At 60.0% G+C, this 20,101-nt stretch carries 19 protein-coding genes; 12 read left to right on the top strand and 7 right to left on the bottom strand.

What is annotated here, in order from left to right; genetic code table 11:
- Positions 1-75 precede the first annotated feature (75 nt).
- From NW844_RS04005 to NW844_RS03990, 4 genes are all read right to left on the bottom strand, one after another.
- Complete coding sequence (locus tag NW844_RS04005; RefSeq protein ID WP_414333691.1) at positions 76-597, bottom strand: DciA family protein; 522 nt, start codon at positions 595-597, stop codon at positions 76-78.
- Positions 598-684: 87 nt separating this feature from the next.
- Positions 685-2,541 (bottom strand): mechanosensitive ion channel family protein, encoded by a 1,857-nt coding sequence (locus NW844_RS04000; RefSeq protein WP_414333690.1) that lies wholly within the window; start codon positions 2,539-2,541, stop codon positions 685-687.
- Positions 2,542-2,623: 82 nt separating this feature from the next.
- Positions 2,624-4,711 carry an excinuclease ABC subunit UvrB gene (uvrB, locus tag NW844_RS03995; protein WP_414333689.1) on the bottom strand — a complete coding sequence of 696 codons (2,088 nt, stop codon included), beginning with the start codon at positions 4,709-4,711 and terminating at the stop codon, positions 2,624-2,626.
- Positions 4,712-4,763: 52 nt separating this feature from the next.
- Positions 4,764-5,399, bottom strand: a complete 636-nt coding sequence (locus NW844_RS03990) for a hypothetical protein (RefSeq protein WP_414333687.1) — start codon at positions 5,397-5,399, stop codon at positions 4,764-4,766.
- A gap of 155 nt (positions 5,400-5,554) precedes the next feature.
- On the opposite strand from NW844_RS03990, the gene murQ reads away from it, so the two are divergent.
- The 5 genes from murQ to NW844_RS03965 all read left to right on the top strand — a co-directional run bounded on the left by murQ (position 5,555) and on the right by NW844_RS03965 (position 11,556).
- Entirely contained in the window at positions 5,555-6,484 is a 930-nt protein-coding gene (gene murQ, locus NW844_RS03985) for an N-acetylmuramic acid 6-phosphate etherase (RefSeq protein WP_414333685.1), read from the top strand.
- A 21-nt stretch (positions 6,485-6,505) separates the two neighbouring features.
- Positions 6,506-7,792 carry a recombinase family protein gene (locus tag NW844_RS03980; protein WP_414333683.1) on the top strand — a complete coding sequence of 429 codons (1,287 nt, stop codon included), beginning with the start codon at positions 6,506-6,508 and terminating at the stop codon, positions 7,790-7,792.
- A gap of 367 nt (positions 7,793-8,159) precedes the next feature.
- Positions 8,160-8,996 carry a ferredoxin:protochlorophyllide reductase (ATP-dependent) iron-sulfur ATP-binding protein gene (bchL, locus tag NW844_RS03975; RefSeq protein ID WP_414333681.1) on the top strand — a complete coding sequence of 279 codons (837 nt, stop codon included), beginning with the start codon at positions 8,160-8,162 and terminating at the stop codon, positions 8,994-8,996.
- Positions 8,997-9,154: 158 nt separating this feature from the next.
- A complete protein-coding gene (locus NW844_RS03970) occupies positions 9,155-10,126 on the top strand; it encodes a protochlorophyllide reductase (RefSeq protein ID WP_414333712.1) in 972 nt (323 codons plus the stop codon).
- Positions 10,127-10,155: 29 nt separating this feature from the next.
- Positions 10,156-11,556 (top strand): ferredoxin:protochlorophyllide reductase (ATP-dependent) subunit N, encoded by a 1,401-nt coding sequence (locus NW844_RS03965; protein ID WP_414333679.1) that lies wholly within the window; start codon positions 10,156-10,158, stop codon positions 11,554-11,556.
- On the opposite strand, the gene NW844_RS03960 is transcribed toward NW844_RS03965, so the two are convergent.
- The 3 genes from NW844_RS03960 to NW844_RS03950 all read right to left on the bottom strand — a co-directional run bounded on the left by NW844_RS03960 (position 11,553) and on the right by NW844_RS03950 (position 13,510).
- Complete coding sequence (locus NW844_RS03960; RefSeq protein ID WP_414333678.1) at positions 11,553-11,789, bottom strand: hypothetical protein; 237 nt, start codon at positions 11,787-11,789, stop codon at positions 11,553-11,555. The two genes, NW844_RS03965 and NW844_RS03960, sit on opposite strands and share 4 nt — an antisense overlap.
- A 63-nt stretch (positions 11,790-11,852) precedes the next feature.
- On the bottom strand, positions 11,853-13,163 hold the full coding sequence (gene hemL / locus NW844_RS03955; protein ID WP_414333676.1) for a glutamate-1-semialdehyde 2,1-aminomutase: 1,311 nt from the start codon (positions 13,161-13,163) through the stop codon (positions 11,853-11,855).
- A gap of 71 nt (positions 13,164-13,234) precedes the next feature.
- A complete protein-coding gene (locus tag NW844_RS03950; RefSeq protein WP_414333675.1) occupies positions 13,235-13,510 on the bottom strand; it encodes a DUF4404 family protein in 276 nt (91 codons plus the stop codon).
- Between the two features lie 187 nt (positions 13,511-13,697).
- Here NW844_RS03950 and NW844_RS03945 point away from each other — a divergent pair, with 187 nt between their 5' ends.
- From NW844_RS03945 to NW844_RS03915, 7 genes are all read left to right on the top strand, one after another.
- A complete protein-coding gene (locus NW844_RS03945) occupies positions 13,698-14,009 on the top strand; it encodes a hypothetical protein (protein ID WP_414333673.1) in 312 nt (103 codons plus the stop codon).
- A gap of 136 nt (positions 14,010-14,145) precedes the next feature.
- Positions 14,146-14,787: an SIMPL domain-containing protein gene (locus NW844_RS03940; RefSeq protein ID WP_414333671.1), complete on the top strand. Its 642-nt coding sequence runs from the start codon at positions 14,146-14,148 to the stop codon at positions 14,785-14,787.
- Positions 14,788-15,119: 332 nt separating this feature from the next.
- Positions 15,120-16,352, top strand: a complete 1,233-nt coding sequence (locus NW844_RS03935) for a response regulator (protein ID WP_414333669.1) — start codon at positions 15,120-15,122, stop codon at positions 16,350-16,352.
- 71 nt (positions 16,353-16,423) lie between these two features.
- Positions 16,424-16,918: a hypothetical protein gene (locus NW844_RS03930; protein ID WP_414333668.1), complete on the top strand. Its 495-nt coding sequence runs from the start codon at positions 16,424-16,426 to the stop codon at positions 16,916-16,918.
- 36 nt (positions 16,919-16,954) lie between these two features.
- Positions 16,955-17,845, top strand: coding sequence for a shikimate dehydrogenase (locus tag NW844_RS03925; RefSeq protein ID WP_414333666.1), 891 nt, complete (start codon positions 16,955-16,957; stop codon positions 17,843-17,845).
- Positions 17,846-17,995: 150 nt separating this feature from the next.
- The gene (locus NW844_RS03920) at positions 17,996-19,675 is read left to right on the top strand and encodes a hypothetical protein (RefSeq protein WP_414333665.1); all 1,680 of its coding nucleotides are present in this window, start codon (positions 17,996-17,998) and stop codon (positions 19,673-19,675) included.
- A 38-nt stretch (positions 19,676-19,713) separates the two neighbouring features.
- Positions 19,714-20,079: a hypothetical protein gene (locus NW844_RS03915; RefSeq protein WP_414333663.1), complete on the top strand. Its 366-nt coding sequence runs from the start codon at positions 19,714-19,716 to the stop codon at positions 20,077-20,079.
- Positions 20,080-20,101 lie beyond the last annotated feature (22 nt).

Raw genomic sequence — 20,101 nt, 5'->3', positions numbered from 1 at the left:
GAGAGGGGAGCTGGGGATCGGCCTAACGAGTCGTTTCGTTGCCGTTGGAAACAGCCCTAATTTGAGTTCTCTGAGTTAGCTGCGCAGGCGCAAGGACTGGCGATGGCAAAACCCGCAGACAAACCAACGCTCCAGTTCGGCGGCAGGGGTAGGGCAGCCACAGGTGGGGCAAGGGAGTAGGTTTTGCTGGGTCTGCCGTTGTTTGACCACTCTCGCCCAGCGCTCGAAAGCCACTTTCGGATCCGAGATGGGCTGTTTGGGGGGAGCGTTGCGGCAAGATCCAGGGCGTTGTCCATCTTGGGCAGCGAGGCGGGGGGGGCCATAAAACTTGCTGGTCAACTCCGCATCAGGGTGGGGAGTGACCGGGTTGGATCCCTCGTGCCAAGCACCGGGGCTAAAGCGAATGTCGCTGAGGGGGGGGTGCAGGCGGCTGTTGAGTTTTCTGAGAATGAGTTGGCGTTGTAAGGTTAAGTTTTGCGCCCAGGACGGGGTAGAGGTGGCTACCTGCAGCACCTGGCGGCGCACGTTGAGGGGATGGGTTTGCGCTGCTACCGCCTCTCCCACCACTTCCGGCCAAAGCTGCCTTAGGAGCTGCATTTGCTTCAGTTCAGCCCAACACGGATGGCTGCCAAAGCTACCCAGTGCCTCATCTAACCGTCGCAGCATGGTGTCGATAGGGATAGCTCAGGAAACGCCGTTTTGGTCTTCCAGCGATTTTGCCGCTTCGCTGAGGGCGGACTGGATGGAAGCGGCATCGGGCAGGGAACGGGAGCCGCCATTGAGGCTGACAAGTCCCTCCAGGCTGCGAATGTGAATATCCTGCTGCGGGAAAGGAATGCGGATCCCACGCCGCCGAAACTCGGCCTCGATGGCGAAGTTCAGCTCGCTGATCAAGACAAATTGATCCTGGGGACGGTTGATCCACACCAGCAGCTCAAAGTTGAGGGAAGAGGGGCCAAAAGACTTGAGCCAGACTTGGGGGGCGGGGCTGCTCAACACCCGAGCATTTTCTTTGGCGGCGCTGAGCAGAGCTTCGGTAACCAGGGCCGTATCGGAGCCATAGGCCACGCCGACGGGAATGTGAATGCGACAGCGGGGATCCCGGTAGCTCCAGTTCACCACCTTTGACTCGGTGAAGCGGGAGTTGGGCACAATCACAAAGATGCGATCCAAAGTGCGCAGGACGGTGGCCCGCGGGCCGATGCGCTCCACGGTGCCGAGCAGGTTGTCCACTTCCACCAGATCCCCGATTTGGATGGGGCGCTCCAGCAAAATAGCGATGTAGCTGATGTAGTTGTTGGAGAGGTTTTGCAGGCCAAAGCCGATCCCCAAACCCACCGCCCCGGCAATCACCGCCAGGGATCCCAGATTCAGGCCGCTGAAGGGCAAGACCAAGAGGATCCCGAACAGCGTGAGGATGTACTTGAAGATGGCCGTTGTAGACTCCTGGGTGCCCAGATCCAGTCCCAGCCGGCTCAGAAACCGCTGCTTAAAGCCAACGCTGACGTAGTGGGCAACGGTGAAGACCAAAACGGCCAGCACAAAGAAGACCAGTAAGCTGGCAATGGAGACGCTGGAATTGGGCAGCGGTTGGGTGAGGACGCCCAACGCCGTGGCCACCACCCGCCCCAAGCCCAGGTAAAAAGCGCGCTGAAACGGTCGCAGGGCGGGTATGAAGCTGATGCCGCGATCCAGGGAGATGCCGGCAATGAGAATTGCCCCCACGCCTCGCAGGAGCACTCCCCCAATGTCGATCCAGGTTCCCCAGGCCGGGCCGGCCTGGAGCTCCAGCCACCTCTGCAGGCGAACTAGGCTGCGGTCGAACAGCCGCCAGAGAAAGAACCCCAGCGCCAATGTGGCCAGACCGGCCAGGATGGTGAACACCAGCACGCGCGGATCCTGCGCCCGCTGCAGATCCAGCCGATCCTGCCGGTACTCGGCAATGGCTTGTTCCAGCCGTCGCGCCCAAGTGTTGGCCACCAGGCGCACGTCGTTGAGGCCCACCTGGCCCAGCGGCACCCTGCGCTCGGCGGCGGCATCGGCATAGGTGACGGTAAACAGATACCGCTGGGTGGCCTCAAAGCGGCCCCTTTCTCCCAGACGTAAGATGTATTGCCCGTTGGCATCCTGGTCCACCCGCACCTCCGGCTGCGGCAACTGGCCCTCCGCCAGAAAGCGCTCAATGATCGCCCGCACGTTGTCGGCCCGCACATCGCTGGGGTACTCTGCCGTCTGCAGGCGAAACACCGGGATGTTCCCCACCAAGACTTCTGTGCCCTCTTGGCCGGTAAAGGGGATCCCAGTTGGGCTAGGGGTCGGGGAGGGGGATCCCTCAGGAGTTGGCACTTCGGCAGGGGTGGGGCCGGTCTGGAAAAAGCCGGGATCCCGAAATTCAAGGGCCTGAGCCACCGGGATCCCAGCAGCCTTGGAGACCGGAGCAGGCAGGAGCCAGAGGCCGATCCCAGCTATCAGCCCCATCGCCAGGGCCGCTCCCTTCAGCAGGACAGAGTCTCGAATGGCTCGTTGGACACGAACGCCCATTGTCTCGGGGATCCCTAGGATGCTGCTGTAAGCCTATGGTGGCACAAGCAAATCCCGATTTTGGCCAACCCAAGTGAGGACTTTAAGTGCTCTGATGGTGGCCCAAAAGGCGTTGGCGCAGCTTTTTAATTTGGTCTCGCAGTTGCGCAGCTTCTTCAAATTCCAGGTTTTTGGCGGCTGCTTTCATCTTGAGTTCCAGTTGGCCGATCAGCTCCGGGATCTCCGACAGAGGGATCTCGTCTGTAGCTTGAAAGGCTTTTTCCAGATCTTGGTCGCTGAGTTTGCGGGAGATGGCCAAAAAAGACAAGATGGCGTTGCTGTTTTTCTTGACAATGGGCTTAGGGGTGATGTTGTGTTGGCGGTTGTATTGCAGTTGAATTTCGCGGCGGCGCTGGGTTTCGGCGATGGCCCGGGCCATGCTGCCGGTCAGGGTATCGGCGTACATCACCACCGTGCCACGGACATTGCGCGCTGCTCGCCCGATCATCTGAATCAGGGATCGCTCCGCCCGCAAAAATCCCTCTTTATCCGCATCCAAAATGGCCACCAAGGAGACTTCCGGCAAGTCTAACCCTTCCCGCAACAGATTAACCCCCACCAGTACGTCAAAGGCTCCTTCGCGAAAATCTTGCAAAATTTCAATTCGCTCAATTGAGCTAATCTCGGAATGCAAATAGCGAACCCGGATCCCGCGTTCCTGAAGGTATTCGGTGAGATCTTCGGCCATGCGTTTGGTGAGAGTGGTCACGATCACCCGTTCGGCAGGCCCCCGCTGGGAGCGCTCCAATCGCAGATAAATTTCTGCCAGCAAATCGTCCACTTGCCCAGCCGTGGGGCGCACATGCACTTCAGGATCCACCACCCCCGTGGGCCGGATGACTTGCTCCACAACCCGACCGCTGCCCGGCAGATAAAACTTTATGGCCTTGCCATCTTCCACCAGGGTTTGAAATTGGGCTCCGCTCTGCTCCAGTTCCCAGTTGCCGGGCGTGGCGGAAACGAAGATGCACTGGTGGACTTTGGCCCAAAACTCCTCGGCTTTGAGGGGGCGATTGTCGAGGGCACTGGGCAGGCGAAAGCCGTGATCCACCAGCACCTGTTTGCGGGCACGGTCGCCGTTGTACATGCCGCGAATTTGGGGCACGGTAACGTGGGATTCGTCCACCACCAGGAGCCAATCGTTGGCCTTGAAATAATCCACCAAACAGGCAGGCGGCTCCCCTTCTTTGCGCCCCGTCAAGTGCCGGGAGTAGTTTTCGATGCCGTTGCAATAGCCCACCTCCCGCAGCATCTCCAGGTCGTAGCGGGTGCGCTGTTCTAGCCGTTGGGCTTCCAATAGCTTGCCCTCTTTGCGGAAAAGGGCCAGTTGCTTCTCCAGCTCCTGCTCAATGTCGAGGATTGCCCGCTCCAATTGTTCTTCTGGTGTCACAAAGTGGCGAGCCGGGTAAACTCTGAGGGCGCTGAGGCTGGTCAAAATCTCACCTGTAACCGGATCAATCAGGCGAATGGCCTCGATCTCATCGCCAAAAAATTCAATGCGGATCACCCGATCTTCATACGCCGGCACAATTTCCAGCACATCGCCTTTGACGCGAAATCGTCCCCGTGCCAGCTCCAAATCGTTGCGCTCGTACTGGATGCCGGCCAGCTCCCGCAAGATCTCCCGTTGGTTGATCTCCTGGCCGACTTTGAGAGGGATGGAGGCCTTCAGGTATTCCTCCGGCATGCCCAAGCCGTAGATGCAGCTTACAGAAGCGACGACAATAACATCTCGCCGTTCAAATAAAGAGCGGGTGGCGGAGTGCCGCAACATGTCGATCTCATCGTTGATGGAAGAAGATTTGGCGATGTAAGTATCGGTGCTGGGCACATAGGCTTCCGGTTGATAATAGTCATAATAGCTAATAAAATATTCGACGGCGTTGTAAGGAAAAAGCTCCCTGAGCTCGTTGCACAGTTGCGCCGCCAGCGTTTTGTTATGGGCCATCACCAAGGTGGGCCTGCCGACCTGCTGGATGGTGTGGGCAACGGTAAACGTTTTACCGGTTCCGGTGGCCCCCAGCAGGGTTTGAAAGCGATGGCCCTCTGAAATTGACTTCACCAAGCCGGCAATCGCCTTGGGTTGATCCCCCATGGGTTGATAAGGAGAAACCAGTTGAAACGCTGACATAAGTTTAATTTTCTGATGATCCTGAGCCGAAAGTTCCAAGTCGAATCTAAATCTAGGGAATACTGCGCTCCAAATCCGCAGATTTCAGCGCAGCTATACAGATCGATAAGATCCGGTCTACTTCGTCGGGATAGGGGTAAGTATAGGGATCCAGGTAGATACCTTTGTTTGGTCTATCCAGCAGGGCGAATTGCCACAGCTCCCCAGAGGTGATGGCTCCCGTAAGGACAGCTTGGCCGTCGCCGAGCCACTGATCCAGGGCAATCATCTCTACAGATAATTGGGTTAAGCCTTGAGTAAGGTCGGCTTTTTTGGCCTCGACAACCAGCAAAGAGCGGTCTGTATAGAGATAGTAGTCCAGGGTACCTTTAAGCTTCTCGCTGACTTGAATTGCATATTCGATCCGCATTTGCGCTTGGGTATACTGTACTACCTTCAGTAAAAGTGGGGCAATCAGGATTTCTCGACGAGCTGCTTCACTTTTTAAGCTAATGTAGGGTAAAAGCTGCTCTAGGCTGAGTCTCAAGTCTGCGCCATTGGGCAGTCGTTCCAGAGTTGGCCAGGTAATCTTTCGTCGTGTAAAGGTATAGCCAAACTCGGCCAACACATCTTCCGGTTCAAAGGGAAGATCAAAATAGCTGCTGAAGGTGTAAGCCTGATCCGGCTTCAGCACAGGCACTTTTGGCATAGGGATCCGGGAACGTGCAGTTTCTCGGCTGGGTTCACTCTAGCATTGAGCTGAGGGAAAGAGGCTCAACCCCGCGCCTCGCCACCGATAGAATCCAAGAGGACAAAACCCAGAACCGGCGAAGACAGATCCCTCTCACCTGAACAGCCGCTGCTATGCCCTCCTCCTATTTCTCCTGGGATCCGGGATCCCTGACCGAAAGCCCCAACCTGGCCACAGCCGAGATTGACCGCCTCAGCACCTTGGAACTGGTGAGACGGATCAACGCCGAAGATCGGCGGGTGCCGGCAGCGGTGGCTGACCAAGCAGAGCCGATCGCCCAAGCCATCGATGCCATTGCCGAGCGGATGGGGCGTGGCGGGCGGCTGATCTATATTGGGGCGGGAACTTCGGGGCGCCTGGGAGTATTGGATGCGGCTGAATGCCCGCCCACCTTCGGCACTGCCCCCACACAGGTGGTGGCTTTGATCGCCGGGGGGGAAAGGGCTCTGACCCAGGCGGTAGAGGGCGCAGAGGACGACGCCGAAGCCGCTGCCCGCGCTCTGGAGAGTCTCCATCTCCAAGCTCAAGATAGTGTTGTGGGAATTGCCGCCAGCGGTCGTACCCCCTATGTGCTGGGTGGGATCCAAGCCGCCAGAAGCATTGGGGCGCTCACGATTGGCCTGGCCTGCAACCGTCCTTCCCCCCTGACCGAGCAGGTGGAGATTGCCATCGCCCCTTTGGTGGGGCCGGAGGTGATCCTCGGATCCACCCGCATGAAAGCCGGCACAGCCCAAAAGCTGGTGTTGAACACCCTCTCCACCGGAGTGATGATCCGCCTGGGCAAGACCTATGGCAACCTAATGGTAGATCTGCAGGCCGGCAACGCCAAGCTCAAACAGCGGGCGGAGCGAATTGTAGCCCTGGCTTGCGATCTGGATCCCACCACGGCTGCCCAAGTGCTGCAGACTTGTGATGGAGAAGTCAAAACGGCGATCCTTGTGACCTTGATGGGGTGCTCTGTTCAGGAGGCCCGTCGGCAATTGCAGCAGGCCCAGGGCAGCATTCGCCAGGTGCTCGATTCCGCTCGGGCGCGGCAGCGGTGACCACAGCTTGGTTGCTTGTCCATGAGCGTTTACGGCTACCTCTACACACCTGCCCACGCCCCCTTGCCGGAGCAGGAGTTGGCCTGGCTGAAGGCACAAGGAGCCGATCCCATCCTGCACGATTGGGGATCCCGAACTTATCTGGAGGAGCTGTTGCAGGACATCGCCGCCGGATCGGTGCAGCAGGTGCTGCTGCTGCGCCTGGCGGATCTGGGGGAGCGGGCGGAGGAAGTCCACCAACGGCTGTTGCAGATCCAACAGGCGGGGATCCAACTGAGCCTGGCGACCCAATCCGGCTTGCACACCCCCAGCGAGGCTGCCGACTGGATCCCGCTGCTGGCCGAGATCCCCCATCAATTGCAAAGCCGCCGCCTCTGCCACAGCCAAGCCCGCAACCGTCTGGCGGGCAAACCTCCCCCCGGCCCGGCTCCCTTTGGCTATCGCCGCGAGGGGGAGCGCTATGTGCTGGAGCGCCGCCAGGCCCCTGTTGTTCAGGATTTTTTCCAGCACTTTCTTCTCTACGGATCCCTGCGCCAAGCGGTGCGCTTTTTGGAAGAAAAACACCACAAGCGCATTTCGGTGGCCACGGGGCGCAACTGGCTGCTCAACCCGGTCTATCGCGGGGATCTGGCCTATGCCGACGGCACCGTTCTGCGCGATACCCACCCCGCCCTCCTCAGCCGCACGGAAGCGGCCCAGATCGATCGCTGGCTCAAACGCAACCAAAGGATCCCACGCCGCAGCGCCAGCGCCCCCCGCGCCCTGGCCGGCCTAGTCCATTGCCGTACCTGTGGCAGCCTTCTGCGCATCGTGCAAACCACCCCCGGCAAGGCCAAGAGGAACGGCTCCTCCTACCTCTACCTGCGTTGCCAAACCTGTCGCTACAGCCTCCACTACGCCCAAGTCCTGCAGGAGGTGATCCGCCAGGTCTGCGAGCAGCTCCCCCACCGTGCCCAAAACCTGGATCGGCAGGCCCTGGACCAAACCCGCCAACAGCTCCAAGCCCAGATCCAGGCCAACAGCGAGCGGCTGCGGCAACTGGAGGAGCTGCAGCAATCTGGACTGATGGATGAGCCCTCCCTGGCCCAGCGCTGCTACCAACTGCGGGCGGAAACGGCCCGTTTGGCCCAAAAGCTGGAACAGCTCCCTCCTGCCAACTTCCTCCAGATCGCCCAAACTCTCTCCATCCTGCCCTTCTGGCAAGACCTCAGCGAGAGCGAGCGCCGCGCCTACCTGCGGGAATTCCTGCGCAGGGTTGAGGTGGATTCTACAGGGGCCGTGCAGATTGCCTTTGCCTTCGATCCCTGAGATCCCTTTTGAAGTTGGGGATTCCGCGTCTCCTCTGGCCATTGAGACCATTCTTGAGACTCTCCCTCAAAGCGGGAAAAGGGATCCCGCCGGCAGTCTCCAGCGAGTTGACGGGAGCAGCGCTTGTCAAAGCCAGGGAGAGATGAATGATTTGTTTTTGATCTGCTTTTACGAAAAAACAAAAAACAAAAGCTGGAAAAAAGCCAAAAATCGGCTCGAAGAATCTTTTGGGCGAGGATTTGTCCGTCTGGCGATTTAAGAAATTGCTTTAACTTGTTTTAGGCTTGCCTTAATTCTTCTCAACACTTCTCAGGGAGTGGGTTAGCTGCCGATAATGGCCCTTGTCAGGCTTGTGGAGGAACGTGCTGTGAAGTTGGCAGTTTACGGGAAGGGTGGGATCGGCAAGTCCACCACCAGTTGCAACCTCTCGGTGGCCTTGGCCCGGCGGGGCAAGAAGGTGTTGCAAATTGGCTGTGACCCCAAGCACGACAGCACCTTCACCCTGACTGGTTTTCTCATCCCCACGATCATCGATACCCTGGAAGCCAAGGGCTACCACTACGAAGACATCTACCCCGAGGATGTGATCTACCGCGGCTACGGCGGCGTAGATTGCGTCGAGGCGGGAGGGCCGCCGGCAGGGGCCGGCTGTGGCGGCTATGTGGTGGGAGAAACCGTCAAACTCCTGAAGGAGCTGAACGCCTTTGACGAGTACGACGTCATCCTCTTCGACGTGCTGGGGGACGTGGTGTGCGGCGGCTTTGCTGCCCCCCTCAACTACGCCGACTACTGTGTGATCGTTACTGACAACGGCTTTGACGCCCTGTTTGCCGCCAATCGCATTGCCGCCTCGGTGCGAGAAAAAGCCAAAACCCGCAAGCTGCGCCTGGCCGGCCTAATCGGCAACCGCACCAGCAAGCGGGATCTCATCGACCAATACGTCTCGGCAGTGCCCATGCCTGTGCTCGAGGTGCTGCCACTGGTCGAGGACATTCGCATTTCGCGGGTCAAGGGCAAAACCCTCTTCGAGATGGCAGAGACGGATCCCAGCCTGGAGCCCGTCTGCCAGTACTACCTGAACATCGCCGACGAGCTGCTGGCCCGCCCGGAAGGGATCGTGCCCCGGCCTGCTGAGGATCGGGAGCTGTTTGCCCTGCTGTCGGACTTTTACAACGCCCCGGCACGGGAGCCGGCGCTGGTGTAAGGGATCCCAAACCTGCCAGCTTGCCGGTGTGTCTAAAAGTGAAGCAATTGTTTCGGAAAACCGTCGCAAACCTTATCAATTCGTTGTCTGGCCCGCTTTCCGCCCCAAGATGGATTGTGCAGGAGATCCATCTTGAGGACATGGCAGAGGAGTTGGATATGCAAGCACAAGTGCAACCCACCGTGGTGATTACTGGAGCCTCTTCGGGCGTTGGCCTGTACGCAGCTTTGGCTTTGGCCAAGCGGGGCTGGCACGTGGTGATGGCCTGTCGGGATCTGGACAAAGGCCAGCGGATGGCTCAGCAGGTGGGGATCCCCAGCTACACCCTGATGCCGATCGATCTGGCCAGCTTGGCCAGTGTGCGGCAATTTGTCGAACAATTTCGCCAGTCGGGCCGCTCTCTGGATGCCCTGGTGTGCAACGCCGCCATCTACATGCCCTTGCTTAAGCAGCCCTTGCGCAGCCCGGAGGGCTATGAGCTGACCATGGCCACCAACCATCTGGGGCACTTCCTGCTCTGCCACCTGATGCTGGAGGATCTGAAGCGCTCCACCTATCCGGATCGGCGGCTGGTGATCCTGGGCACGGTTACCCACAACCCCAAGGAGCTGGGGGGCAAGATCCCACCCCAACCCCACCTGGGGGATCTGCGGGGCTTTGCCCAGGGCTTCAAGGAACCGATCAGCATGGCCGATGGCGGCAAGTTCGATCCCGTCAAAGCCTACAAAGACAGCAAAGTTTGCAACATCCTCACCATGCGGGAGCTGCACCGCCGCTTCCACGAGAGCACCGGCATCACGTTTCTCTCCCTCTACCCGGGCTGTGTGGCGGAAACAGCCCTCTTCCGCCATCACTATCCCCTCTTCCAAAAGCTGTTCCCCTGGTTTCAGAAAAACGTCACCGGCGGCTACGTCTCCCAAGAGCTGGCCGGCGAGCGGGTGGCCCAGGTGGTGGCGGATCCGGAGTTTCGCCAGTCGGGATTCTACTGGAGCTGGGGCAACCGGCAACGGAAAAATGCCAAGCCCTTTAACCAAGAAGTCTCGGACGAGGCGGGGGATGCGGCCAAGGCCAAGCTGCTCTGGGATCTGAGCGAGAAATTGGTGGGCGTGCCCCAATTGGTCGCCCCCTAGCTTGACAAACCCTTTTCTAGGAGCCGACGATGACTGCTGCTGTGGATGCTTCCAATACCCTCCACTTTCAATGCGAGACCGGCAACTACCACACCTTCTGCCCGATTAGTTGCGTGGCTTGGCTCTACCCCAAAATTGAAGACAGCTTCTTTTTGGTGATCGGCACCAAAACCTGTGGCTACTTTTTGCAAAATGCCATGGGGGTGATGATCTTTGCCGAGCCGCGCTATGCCATGGCCGAGCTGGAAGAGGGGGACATCAGCGCCAAGCTCAACGACTACGAGGAGCTGAAGCGGCTGTGCCTGCAAATCCAGCGGGATCGCAATCCCAGCGTCATCGTCTGGATCGGCACCTGCACCACCGAGATCATCAAGATGGATCTGGAGGGCCTAGCCCAGAAGCTGGAAGGGGAGATCGGGATCCCGATTGTGGTGGCGCGGGCCAATGGCCTCGACTACGCCTTTACCCAGGGGGAAGACACGGTTTTGGCCTCTATGGCCCAGCGCTGCCCGGAGCAGGTGCAGGAAGAAGAGCGGGAGACGCGGGGTGGCCTGCAGGCTCTTTTCTACGGGCTGCGCCCCGGCAAAAAGAAAGAGGAAGAAGGCTTCCCCAAACATCCCCCCTTGGTGATCTTCGGCTCCGTGCCGGATCCGGTGGTAACCCAACTCACCCTGGAGCTGAAAAAGTACGGGATCCGCGTCTCCGGCTGGCTGCCGGCCAAGCGCTACGAGGAGCTGCCGGCCATCGAGCCGGGCACCTATGTGGTGGGGGTAAATCCTTTCCTCAGCCGCACCGCCACCACGCTGGTGCGCCGCAAAAAGGCCAAGCTCATCACCGCTCCTTTTCCCATCGGGCCGGATGGCACCCGCGCCTGGATCGAGGCCATCGCCGGCGAGCTGGGGATCCCGACTCAAGGCCTGGCAGAGCGGGAAGGGGAAGTGTGGCGTCACCCCCAGGTTCAGGAGTACCTGGGCCTGCTGCGGGGCAAGAGCGTCTTCTTCATGGGGGATAACCTGCTGGAGATCTCCCTGGCCCGCTTCCTGGTGCGCTGCGGTATGACGGTGCAGGAAATCGGGATCCCTTACCTCGACAAGCGCTACCAGGCCGCCGAGCTGGCCCTCCTGGAGCGCACCTGCGAGGAGATGGGGGTGCCCAAGCCCACCATTGTCGAGAAGCCGGATAACTACAACCAACTGCAGCGCATCAAAGCCCTGCAGCCGGATCTGGTAATCACGGGCATGGCCCACGCCAACCCCCTCGAAGCCCGCGGCGTCACCACCAAGTGGTCGGTGGAGTTTACCTTTGCCCAGATCCACGGCTTCGGCAACACCCAGGCGCTGCTGGAGCTGGTCACCCGCCCACTGCGGCGCAACGCCGCCCTCAAAGGCTTGGGCTGGGAACAGTTGGTGGGGGAAAAAGCCCTGAGCTAACTTTCTGGCTCCTCGTTGTCGAAGAGCAGGCCATCCAGGTGATCCGGCAGTTGCTGCCGGTCGATCCAGACCATGCCGGCCAAAATTGCCTCGGCCTCATTGTGGAAGTAGCCGTAGGCTGGGGCGGCAAACTCCACCGAGCCATCCTGACGTAGCCGCTGACAGCAAAAAATGAACCCCTTGTCGGTGGTTTGGGTGGTGATGCGCCAGTTGCGGTGGATGTGCTCGGCCATGATCCCAGTGCAGATCACCCTCACCCCCAACCCCTCTCCCAAGGGGAGAGGGGAGAAGAAACCCTAGAGCGTGCGCAGCACCTCTCGCGCCGCCTCGAGGGTTCTCTCCACATCGGCTTCGGTGTGGGCCAAGGAAGTGAAGCCGGCCTCGAATTGCGAGGGCGCCAGATACACCCCCCGCTCCAGCATGCCGCGGTGGAAGCGGGCAAACTTTTGCAAGTCCGAGCGCTTGGCCTCCTCGTAGTTGCGCACTGGGCCAGCCGTGAAGAAGAAGCCGAACATGCCGGGCAAATGGCCCCCACACATCTCGTGCCCGGTCTCTTGCGCAATCTGCAGCAGCCCCGTCGCCAGCTTCTCGGTAATCCGCTCCAGATACTCATAGGTACCGGGGCGACGCAAAATATCGAGGGTGTGGATCCCGGCCGTCATGGCCAGCGGGTTGCCGGAGAGGGTGCCCGCCTGGTACATCGGCCCCGCCGGCGCCACCATTTCCATAATCTCCCGCCGACCGCCGTAGGCCCCCACCGGCAGGCCGCCGCCGATTACCTTGCCCAGGGTGGTTAAATCGGGGATGACACCAAACTTGGCCTGCACACCGCCGTAGCTGATGCGAAAGCCGGTCATCACCTCGTCAAACACCAGCAGGGCGCCATACTTCTGCGTCAGCTCCCGCAAACCCTCCAAAAAGCCCGGCTGCGGCGGAATGAAGCCGGCATTGCCCACCACCGGCTCTAGGATCACGCCCGCAATGGAGTCGGGATGCTGCTCAAACAGAGCCTTGACTGCCTCTAGATCGTTGTAGGGGGCGGTCAGCGTGGCACTGGTAGCGGCCTTAGGTACCCCTGGCGAATCCGGCAGGCCCAGCGTGGCCACCCCTGAGCCGGCCTTGACCAAAAACATGTCCGCATGGCCGTGGTAGCAGCCCTCGAACTTGATCACCTTTTCCCGCCCCGTGTAGGCCCGCATCAGGCGCAGCGCCGCCATGCAAGCTTCGGTGCCGGAGTTAACAAAGCGCACCATCTCCACGCTGGGCACCGCCTCGATCACCCGCTCGGCCAGCTCGTTTTCCAAAACGCAAGGGGCGCCAAAGCTGGTGCCTTTCTCCAAAGCTCGGTGCAGAGCCTCGATCACCTCGGGATGGGCGTGGCCGACAATCGCCGGCCCCCAACTGCCGATGTAGTCGATGTACTGGTTGCCGTCCACATCCCAGGCGTAGGCTCCTGAGACGCGGTCAAACACGACGGGATCCCCGCCCACCGACTTGAAGGCGCGCACCGGGGAACTGACCCCGCCGGGCATGAGCCCTTTTGCTCGGGCAAAAATCTGTTGGGAGCGGGTGATGTTAAACGAGGTGGGATGGAGAGTGCCGGTCATAAACAGGAGCTATTCAACGCATTACCAAGGCTAGCAGGCAGAGGAGCTTGCTGGTGAGCCCTCCTCATAAACTACAAACCCATCCCTGCCAGCGTGTCGATCACTTGCTCCAGGATCAGGGTGAGGTTGGGATGCGAGGTCTCGAACAGGCCCAGCGCCTCCCCAATGCGATCTCTACGCCCTTGATTTTGCTTGCTCTCACTCGGGGATCCCAGCTCGGCCAGCACCGCTTCCACCTCTTGGCGAATGGTGGCGATGTGCTGTCGCTGCTTTTCATCCAAGCCAGGGGTTTTTTGCAGCTCAACATCCAGGTCGTGCAGCAGTTGTCGCAGTTTCGATGCAGCCATTCTCAAAAAGACCTTATCAATTTACTCAATCAACAAATCGAGTTTTGACCACGCTGACTCGATCATACAGGAGCGGAGATCGCTCTTTTGGAAGCGGCTGAGGCGGCAAAGGTTAACTTTTGCAGCCGGGGATCCCAGCCTTGGAGCAACTCCCATACGATGGGCAATAGCCTTGCTGTCTATCCCTATGTCTGAGCTGGCATTGGCCCTGCTGGGGGCAGTGGTTGCCGTTGCCCTGTTCCTGGGAATTTTTGTCTGGGAACAAAGACGCAGCCAGGAGCTGCTGCAGCGGTGGGCGGCAAAGCATGGCTACTCCATTCTGAGCCAGGAGGCGCGGTATTGGCGGCTGGGGCCTTTTTCCGGCAGCACTTCCAAGTATCAACGCGTGTTTTATGTGCGGATACGCAATCCGGGGGGGCAAGAACGCAGCGGCTGGGTGAGGTTAGGGAACTGGTGGCTGGGGCTTTTGTCAGATCAGCTAGAGGAACGGTGGGAGTAGGCTGGGGTTGAACGGACTGAAGGGGAAAGCAATGAACAGGCTCAAGGGGTGGAAAAGGCTGAAGGGGGTGGCCTGGCTGGGCGTGGTACTGGCGCTGGCACTGTTGGGTTGGAACGCAATCGCTGGAGGCGGGGCAATGGCCAGTCCCGGTGAGGGATCCCGAACCTTGACGGTAACCGGCCAGGGATCTGTTGCGGTGGAAACCTCCATTGCGGTAATCCGGCTGGGGGTGGTGCTCCAAGGGGAGACAGCCCAAGCGGTCCAGCAGCAGGTGGCCGAGCGCTCGGAGCGGCTGGTGAACCGCCTCAAAGAGCTGCAGGTGAGCGCCCTGCAGACCACCGGCATTTCTCTCTATCCCCAATACGACTACCAGCAGAGCCCACCCCGCCTGACCGGGGTACAGGGGCAAAACAGCCTGCAATTTGAAGTACCCATAGCCCGAGCCGGACAGGTGCTGGATGAAGCCGTGGCCGCCGGAGCTACCCAGGTGGAATCGGTCAGCTTCCGAGCGGATGAGGCCACCTTGCTGCAGGCGCGCAGCCGTGCCCTGACCCAGGCCGTGGAAGATGCCCAACGTCAAGCCAGCGATGTGTTGAGGGCCTTGAACCTGAGCATTCGTTCTGTGGAGGGCATCCAAATTCACAGCGAGGGCTCCATCGCGCCGCCAGTTCCTTTGGCTGCTCAAGCAGACTATGCCCGCCTAGAAGCAGCTTCCACACCGGTGGAAGGAGGACAACAAGCCGTGCGCGCCCAAGTCACGCTCGAGATTCGTTTCTAGGTTCCTGGGGTGGCCATGAAGTCACGGCGAACCCTGCCTTCCCTCTCCCTGGGGCAGAGGAGGATTCCCCCTGGGGGCGTGAGGAGCAGTAGCGGGGAACGCCCAGAAGCATCTTCCTCGCGTTTAGAATGACTGCGAAACTTCAAAAATCTCAAAAAAATAACCCGGCAAAGTTAGGTAGTGGCTGCCAATCCCTACGTCTAGAATAACGATGGAAAACACGGGAAAGTTTGCTTTCCCGGATTTCCTTGTCATCTGGCTTTGGCTTACCCGTGGATCCCAATTTGGAGAACGCTGCTGCCACTGGTACGTCTGAAGGCCCTCAGGCGGGCTTGGGCGCTAGCAAAGGCGGAGCCAGCAGCTTGCGGGCCCATGTGCTGATCGTGGATGACAGTTACATGGTGGCAGAGATGTTGTCCAACTTTTTGGGTAAGCAGGGCTGTAGTATTTCTTATGCTTTGGATGGCTTGTCTGCCCTGGAGCAAATCCGCCGCCGGATCCCAGATCTCATCATCGCCGACTGGGTCATGCCCAATCTAAATGGCCTGGATCTATGCCGGCAGCTACGGCAATCACCCGAATATGCTTGGGTGTACTACATCCTCATGACTGCCCGCGAGGGCAACGACAACATGGAGCGGGCGTTAGAAGCCGGAGCCGATGAGTTCCTCTCCAAGCCCTTTCAGGCGGCAGAGCTGCTGACGCGGGTGCGGGCAGGGCTGCGCATTGTGGAGAGCCGCCGCCAGCAATATCTGCTCCAGACTGGACAAAAACAAGTCTCATCTCCTTCTGGCTCGGTTGCTTTGGGCAATCGGCAGGATTTGGTTACTCGCTTGCCGTTGCGGGTGGCCCAAGCCCGTGCCCAATCAGATCCCCTCAGTTTGTTTGTGCTGCGCTTGGCCAACCTCAGTGCTCTGGGGCAAGGCCTAGAGGCCGGCGGTCGGGCTGCTCTTCTCAAGCTGTTTACGGATCGCTTGGCCCACAACTTGCGAGAGGGGGATGACCTCTTTTGCTACGACGAGGGGCAGTTTATTGTGGTGCTGCCGGGGAGCACTCTGGCTGCTGCCCAGATTGCCGCCGAGCGCTGCTGCCAGCGGTTGATCCAGGATCCCTTTGTGGTGAATGGGCGAGCGCTGCCGGTGCAGCTTCAATTTGGGGCGGCCACCCTCACAGATAAGGACGATCCCAAGGGGGTGGCCCTGGTGCGACGGGCTGCCCAAGCCCTGCGAGACAGCAAAAATGTCCACACTTCGGTGGTGACTGCACCCCATCCCATCCCGGTTTCCGATTGCAGTAGCGGGACGGCGTCCTCAGAGCTGCTGAAGCGTTTGCAACATCTAGAAAAAGAGAATGCCGAGCTACGCCAAGAGCTGGAAACTCGCCTCAGGCAGCTCGAGGAGTTGCGGCAACACAACCAGGATCTCAGCCAAGGGGTGCGGGAGCCTAGGGCTGAGCGGTTTGAAGCTGGATCCCGCTCTCAGCAGCCCTTGGGGATCCGCCGGCGGAAACCGCGGCGGCGTCTGAAGCGTCAACTGGGCCGCGGAGGATGGCGACTGCGCCGGTAAGTCCGATCCCCAGAATCCGGCGGTGGGTTGGCCGCAGCAGAATAGGCAGGTGGGAGGTGGGAAGAACAGCCATGTTCAATTCTAGTCGGAGCCAATCCGCCATCTGGAAGCCAGCAAGAAGGTGGTTTCTCAACAACATCGAGCTGATCCTGACGGCGGTGGGGATAGGCGTAATCCTACTCAGCGGCTGGGTGGCCAGCCGCAGCGCTCTTTCCGTGGCGACGGCAACGGCGATCAGCGCCACCGTGGTGGGAGTTATCCACGGCATCCTGTTCTGGCTGTTGCGGCGGCGGCAACGCCGGGTGCGGCAGGAGGCGATCGGGCAAATTCGGGAAATGCTGGAGGATCTGGGCAAAAACCGGTTGCAAACCATCAAGATGAGCCTGTACCTGGTGCAGGTGCGCCAGCCAGATCAAGAAGAGCGCACCCGCCAAAGCTTTGACCGCGTCTACCAGATCCTGGGCGAGATGAGCAATTTAATCGACCACATTTCGGAAGAATCCCTGGCCAGTTGGCGGCAGCGCTACCGGCAAACTTTAGATCGGGTGGAGTCGGAGTCTAACTAGTCGGAGCTACAGGGCAGGGATCCCTTAGGAGCTGGGGTGGACAGGCGGATTTCGGGAAGTACGCAATTGCTGGGCCTGATCGGGGATCCGGTGGCCCACAGCCTATCCCCGGCGATGCACAACGCTGCCTTGGCGGCCATGGGAGAAGACTACTGCTACGTGCCCTTTCCGGTGGCGGCAGAGCGCCTGGCAGTGGCGGTGGCCGGGCTGGCGGCCATCGGGGTGCGGGGGTTTAACGTCACCATTCCCCACAAGCAGGCGATTCTGCCTTTGCTCAGCCAGGTGGAAGCGCGGGCGGCAAAGGTGGGAGCAGTAAACACGGTCTACGCCTTGCCGGAGGGAGGCTGGGGCGGCACCAACACCGATATCGACGGCTTTGTTCAGCCTTTGCTGGGCCTGGAAAAGGGGATCCCGACCCTGATCCTGGGCTGTGGCGGGGCGGCGCGGGCGGCCATCCAGGGCTGTTTGGAGTTGGAGTTGGGGCCAGTACGGGTGGCCGGGCGATCCCCTGAGAAGTTACAGGCTTTGCAACAGACCTGGCCCCAGGTGGAAACGCTGAGCTGGGCCGAGCTGGAGCGCCACTTGCCCAAGACTTCCCTTGTGGTCAACACCACCCCCGTGGGCATGTACAAGCCGGGATCCCCTGCTGAGCTGTCTCCCCTCAGCCGGGAGCAACTGCGCCTTCTGCCCGCCGGCGCCGTTGTCTACGATCTCATCTATGTACCGGATCCCACTCCCCTGCTGCGTATGGCCGCAGCGTTAGGCCACACCCCCATCAGTGGCCTGGAGATGCTGATCCACCAGGGGGCCAAGGCCCTCTCCCTCTGGCTGGGGGGCAAGCCTGTGCCGGTGGAGGTGATGCGGCAGGCGGCCCGGCAGCAGTTGGCCCAGATTGAGGCGGATAGGGCAAGGGATCCCAAGCTCTAGCTCTCCTCTCAAAGTTGAGCGCAATTGGCTGGGGGCGGGAACAATTGCCTCGGGCCTGCCGGTCTCTAGGGGGAGATAGGGCTACAGCAATCCTCGGTGGGGTTAAGGGTGTTGAGGTTGCCAAGGCAGCAGCGGAAATGGCTTGCAGGTGTGCTCGGCGCACTGATGTGGCTGGGATCCGGAATTGCCGCCCAGGCCCAATTCCCGAGGTTTGGCCATTCCCTTTTTCCTGACTCCGATCCCAGGTTTCAGGGCAGCGGGGAACAGACAGGATCCCTGTCTGCTCTTCAGCTCGATGCCTTCTGCCGGCAACCCCCTGAGGAAGTGGCGCGCAAGGCTCAACTGCGCCAGCGGGCCACCCAATCAGAGGCCGCTTGGGCCGAATACACCCAAGTTTTAGCCGAACATCGCGCTGCCTTGATTGCCTGCCGCAGCCGCCGTTGGCCGCAGATTCAGGCCATTTGGGTGCGCTTGCATCCCTGTGATGCCAATCCAGGCGTACTGGATCAGGTGTTTGACCAGGTGGTGAACCTGGGCTATAACCGCGTTTTTATCGAGACGTTTTACGATGGCCGCTCCATTCTGCCCGATGGGGCGGGCGGGATCTGGCCCAGCCTGCAGCCCAATGCCGATTTGTTGGATCTGGCTCTCAAGGCGGCGCGACGGCGGGGGTTATCGGCCTATGCCTGGGTGTTTTCCCTCAATTTCGGCTACAGCTACGGGCTTCTCCCAGATCGCCAGGCAGTCTTGGCCCGCAACGGCCGTGGCCTCACCACCGTCTTGGATCCAGCGACAGCCCTTGCAGAAGATTTGGGCAGCCCGGATGAGGTGTTTGTGGATCCCTTTCATCCTCTGGCGCGACGGGATTTTGCCGAGCTGATCCGCCGCATCCTGCAGCGGCAGCCGGATGGGATCCTCTTCGACTACATTCGCTATCCCCGCGGCTCTGGGGGATCCAGCCTGGCAGCCACCGTCCAGGATCTGTGGATCCATGGGGAGGCAGCCCGGCAAGCCTACCTGGATTTGGCAGAAAACCCGGCGGGCCGAGCCTTGCTGGAGCGTTACCTCAGCCAGGGCTATATTACTGTGGCAGATGTTCTCCATCTGGATGCCACCTATGCCGAAGAGCCCCGCTGGCGCCAGCCAGGGGATCCCAAGCCCAGCGCAAGCAGGGAGCGGCCGCTTTCTCCAGAACTAGGGGACGGGATGGCCCAAAGCAAAGCAGGCGAGAATTGGCATTCCACCCATGCCGATTCAGAAGGTGATTCAGGGAATAGGGATTTAGAGAATTTGGCGGCTCCCCGTCCAAAAGCAGCGCCGCCGGATCCCACCCCTACCCCTAGCGCCGCTCTCCGACAGGAGCGCTGGCAAGAGCAGCTCTGGCAGCTCAGCGTTGAGTTTGCCCGCTATGGGATCCTCGATTACCTGCGGCAAGCTGCCCAACCGGCCCAAAGCCTTGGGATCCCGACCGGGGCCGTCTTTTTCCCCGAGGGCAACCAGGCGGTGGGAGAAGGGTTCGACGCCCGTCTCCAGCCTTGGGATCGTTTTGATCCAAACATGGAGTGGCACCCGATGGCCTATGCCAAGTGCGAGGATGGCTCCTGTGTGGTGCAGCAGGTGGGGCAAATCCTGGCTGTGGCCTCTCCCCAAACCTTTGTCTGCCCGGCCATCGCCGGCCTATGGGGACAAGCGCATCGAAAACGCCCCAGCTTGGAAATCCAGATGGGATCCCTGGCCCGCCGCTTTCCGCAGTTGCCTTGTGTGAGCCACTTTGCCCTCTCTTGGATCGAGCCGGAGCTGGAGCGCAGCCGTCGCACCTGTCAATTCTGATGCTCACCCCACACCCGCAAGTTGGGAATTCTGAAATTATGAACCCCGAACAATTCGATCTGATTAACCGCTTGTTTCAACTCACGTTTCAAATCGGGGATCGCTTGGGATGTGAGTCTTCTGACCCCGCTCAACTACTCCTGACCGACCGGCCCGGCCTAGAAGCAAGCCACCTATATTTCCCGTCCGATTACGTTTACGAGGATCTGGATCCCGAAGTGTGGGCCAATTATGTGGCTGAGGTGCCAGCTTTATCGCAGATGGCTGACCTTTTGCAATCCTATCCCCTCACCCGTGGCATTTATCGCCAAGACGAGGTTTCGTGGTGGATTTGCGCTTTTTGGATGGCCCAAGAGGGATTGGGAACCAACGTGCTCTTGCGCGCCCACAGAGTCGAAACTTAGGCAGTTGATCCCCAAGTTCCCT

Source organism: Synechococcus sp. H55.2, assembly GCF_047462495.1.
Lineage (GTDB): Bacteria > Cyanobacteriota > Cyanobacteriia > Thermostichales > Thermostichaceae > Thermostichus.
Note: the sequence above shows the minus strand (reverse complement) of the source record. Positions and strands in the feature narration are given on the sequence as shown.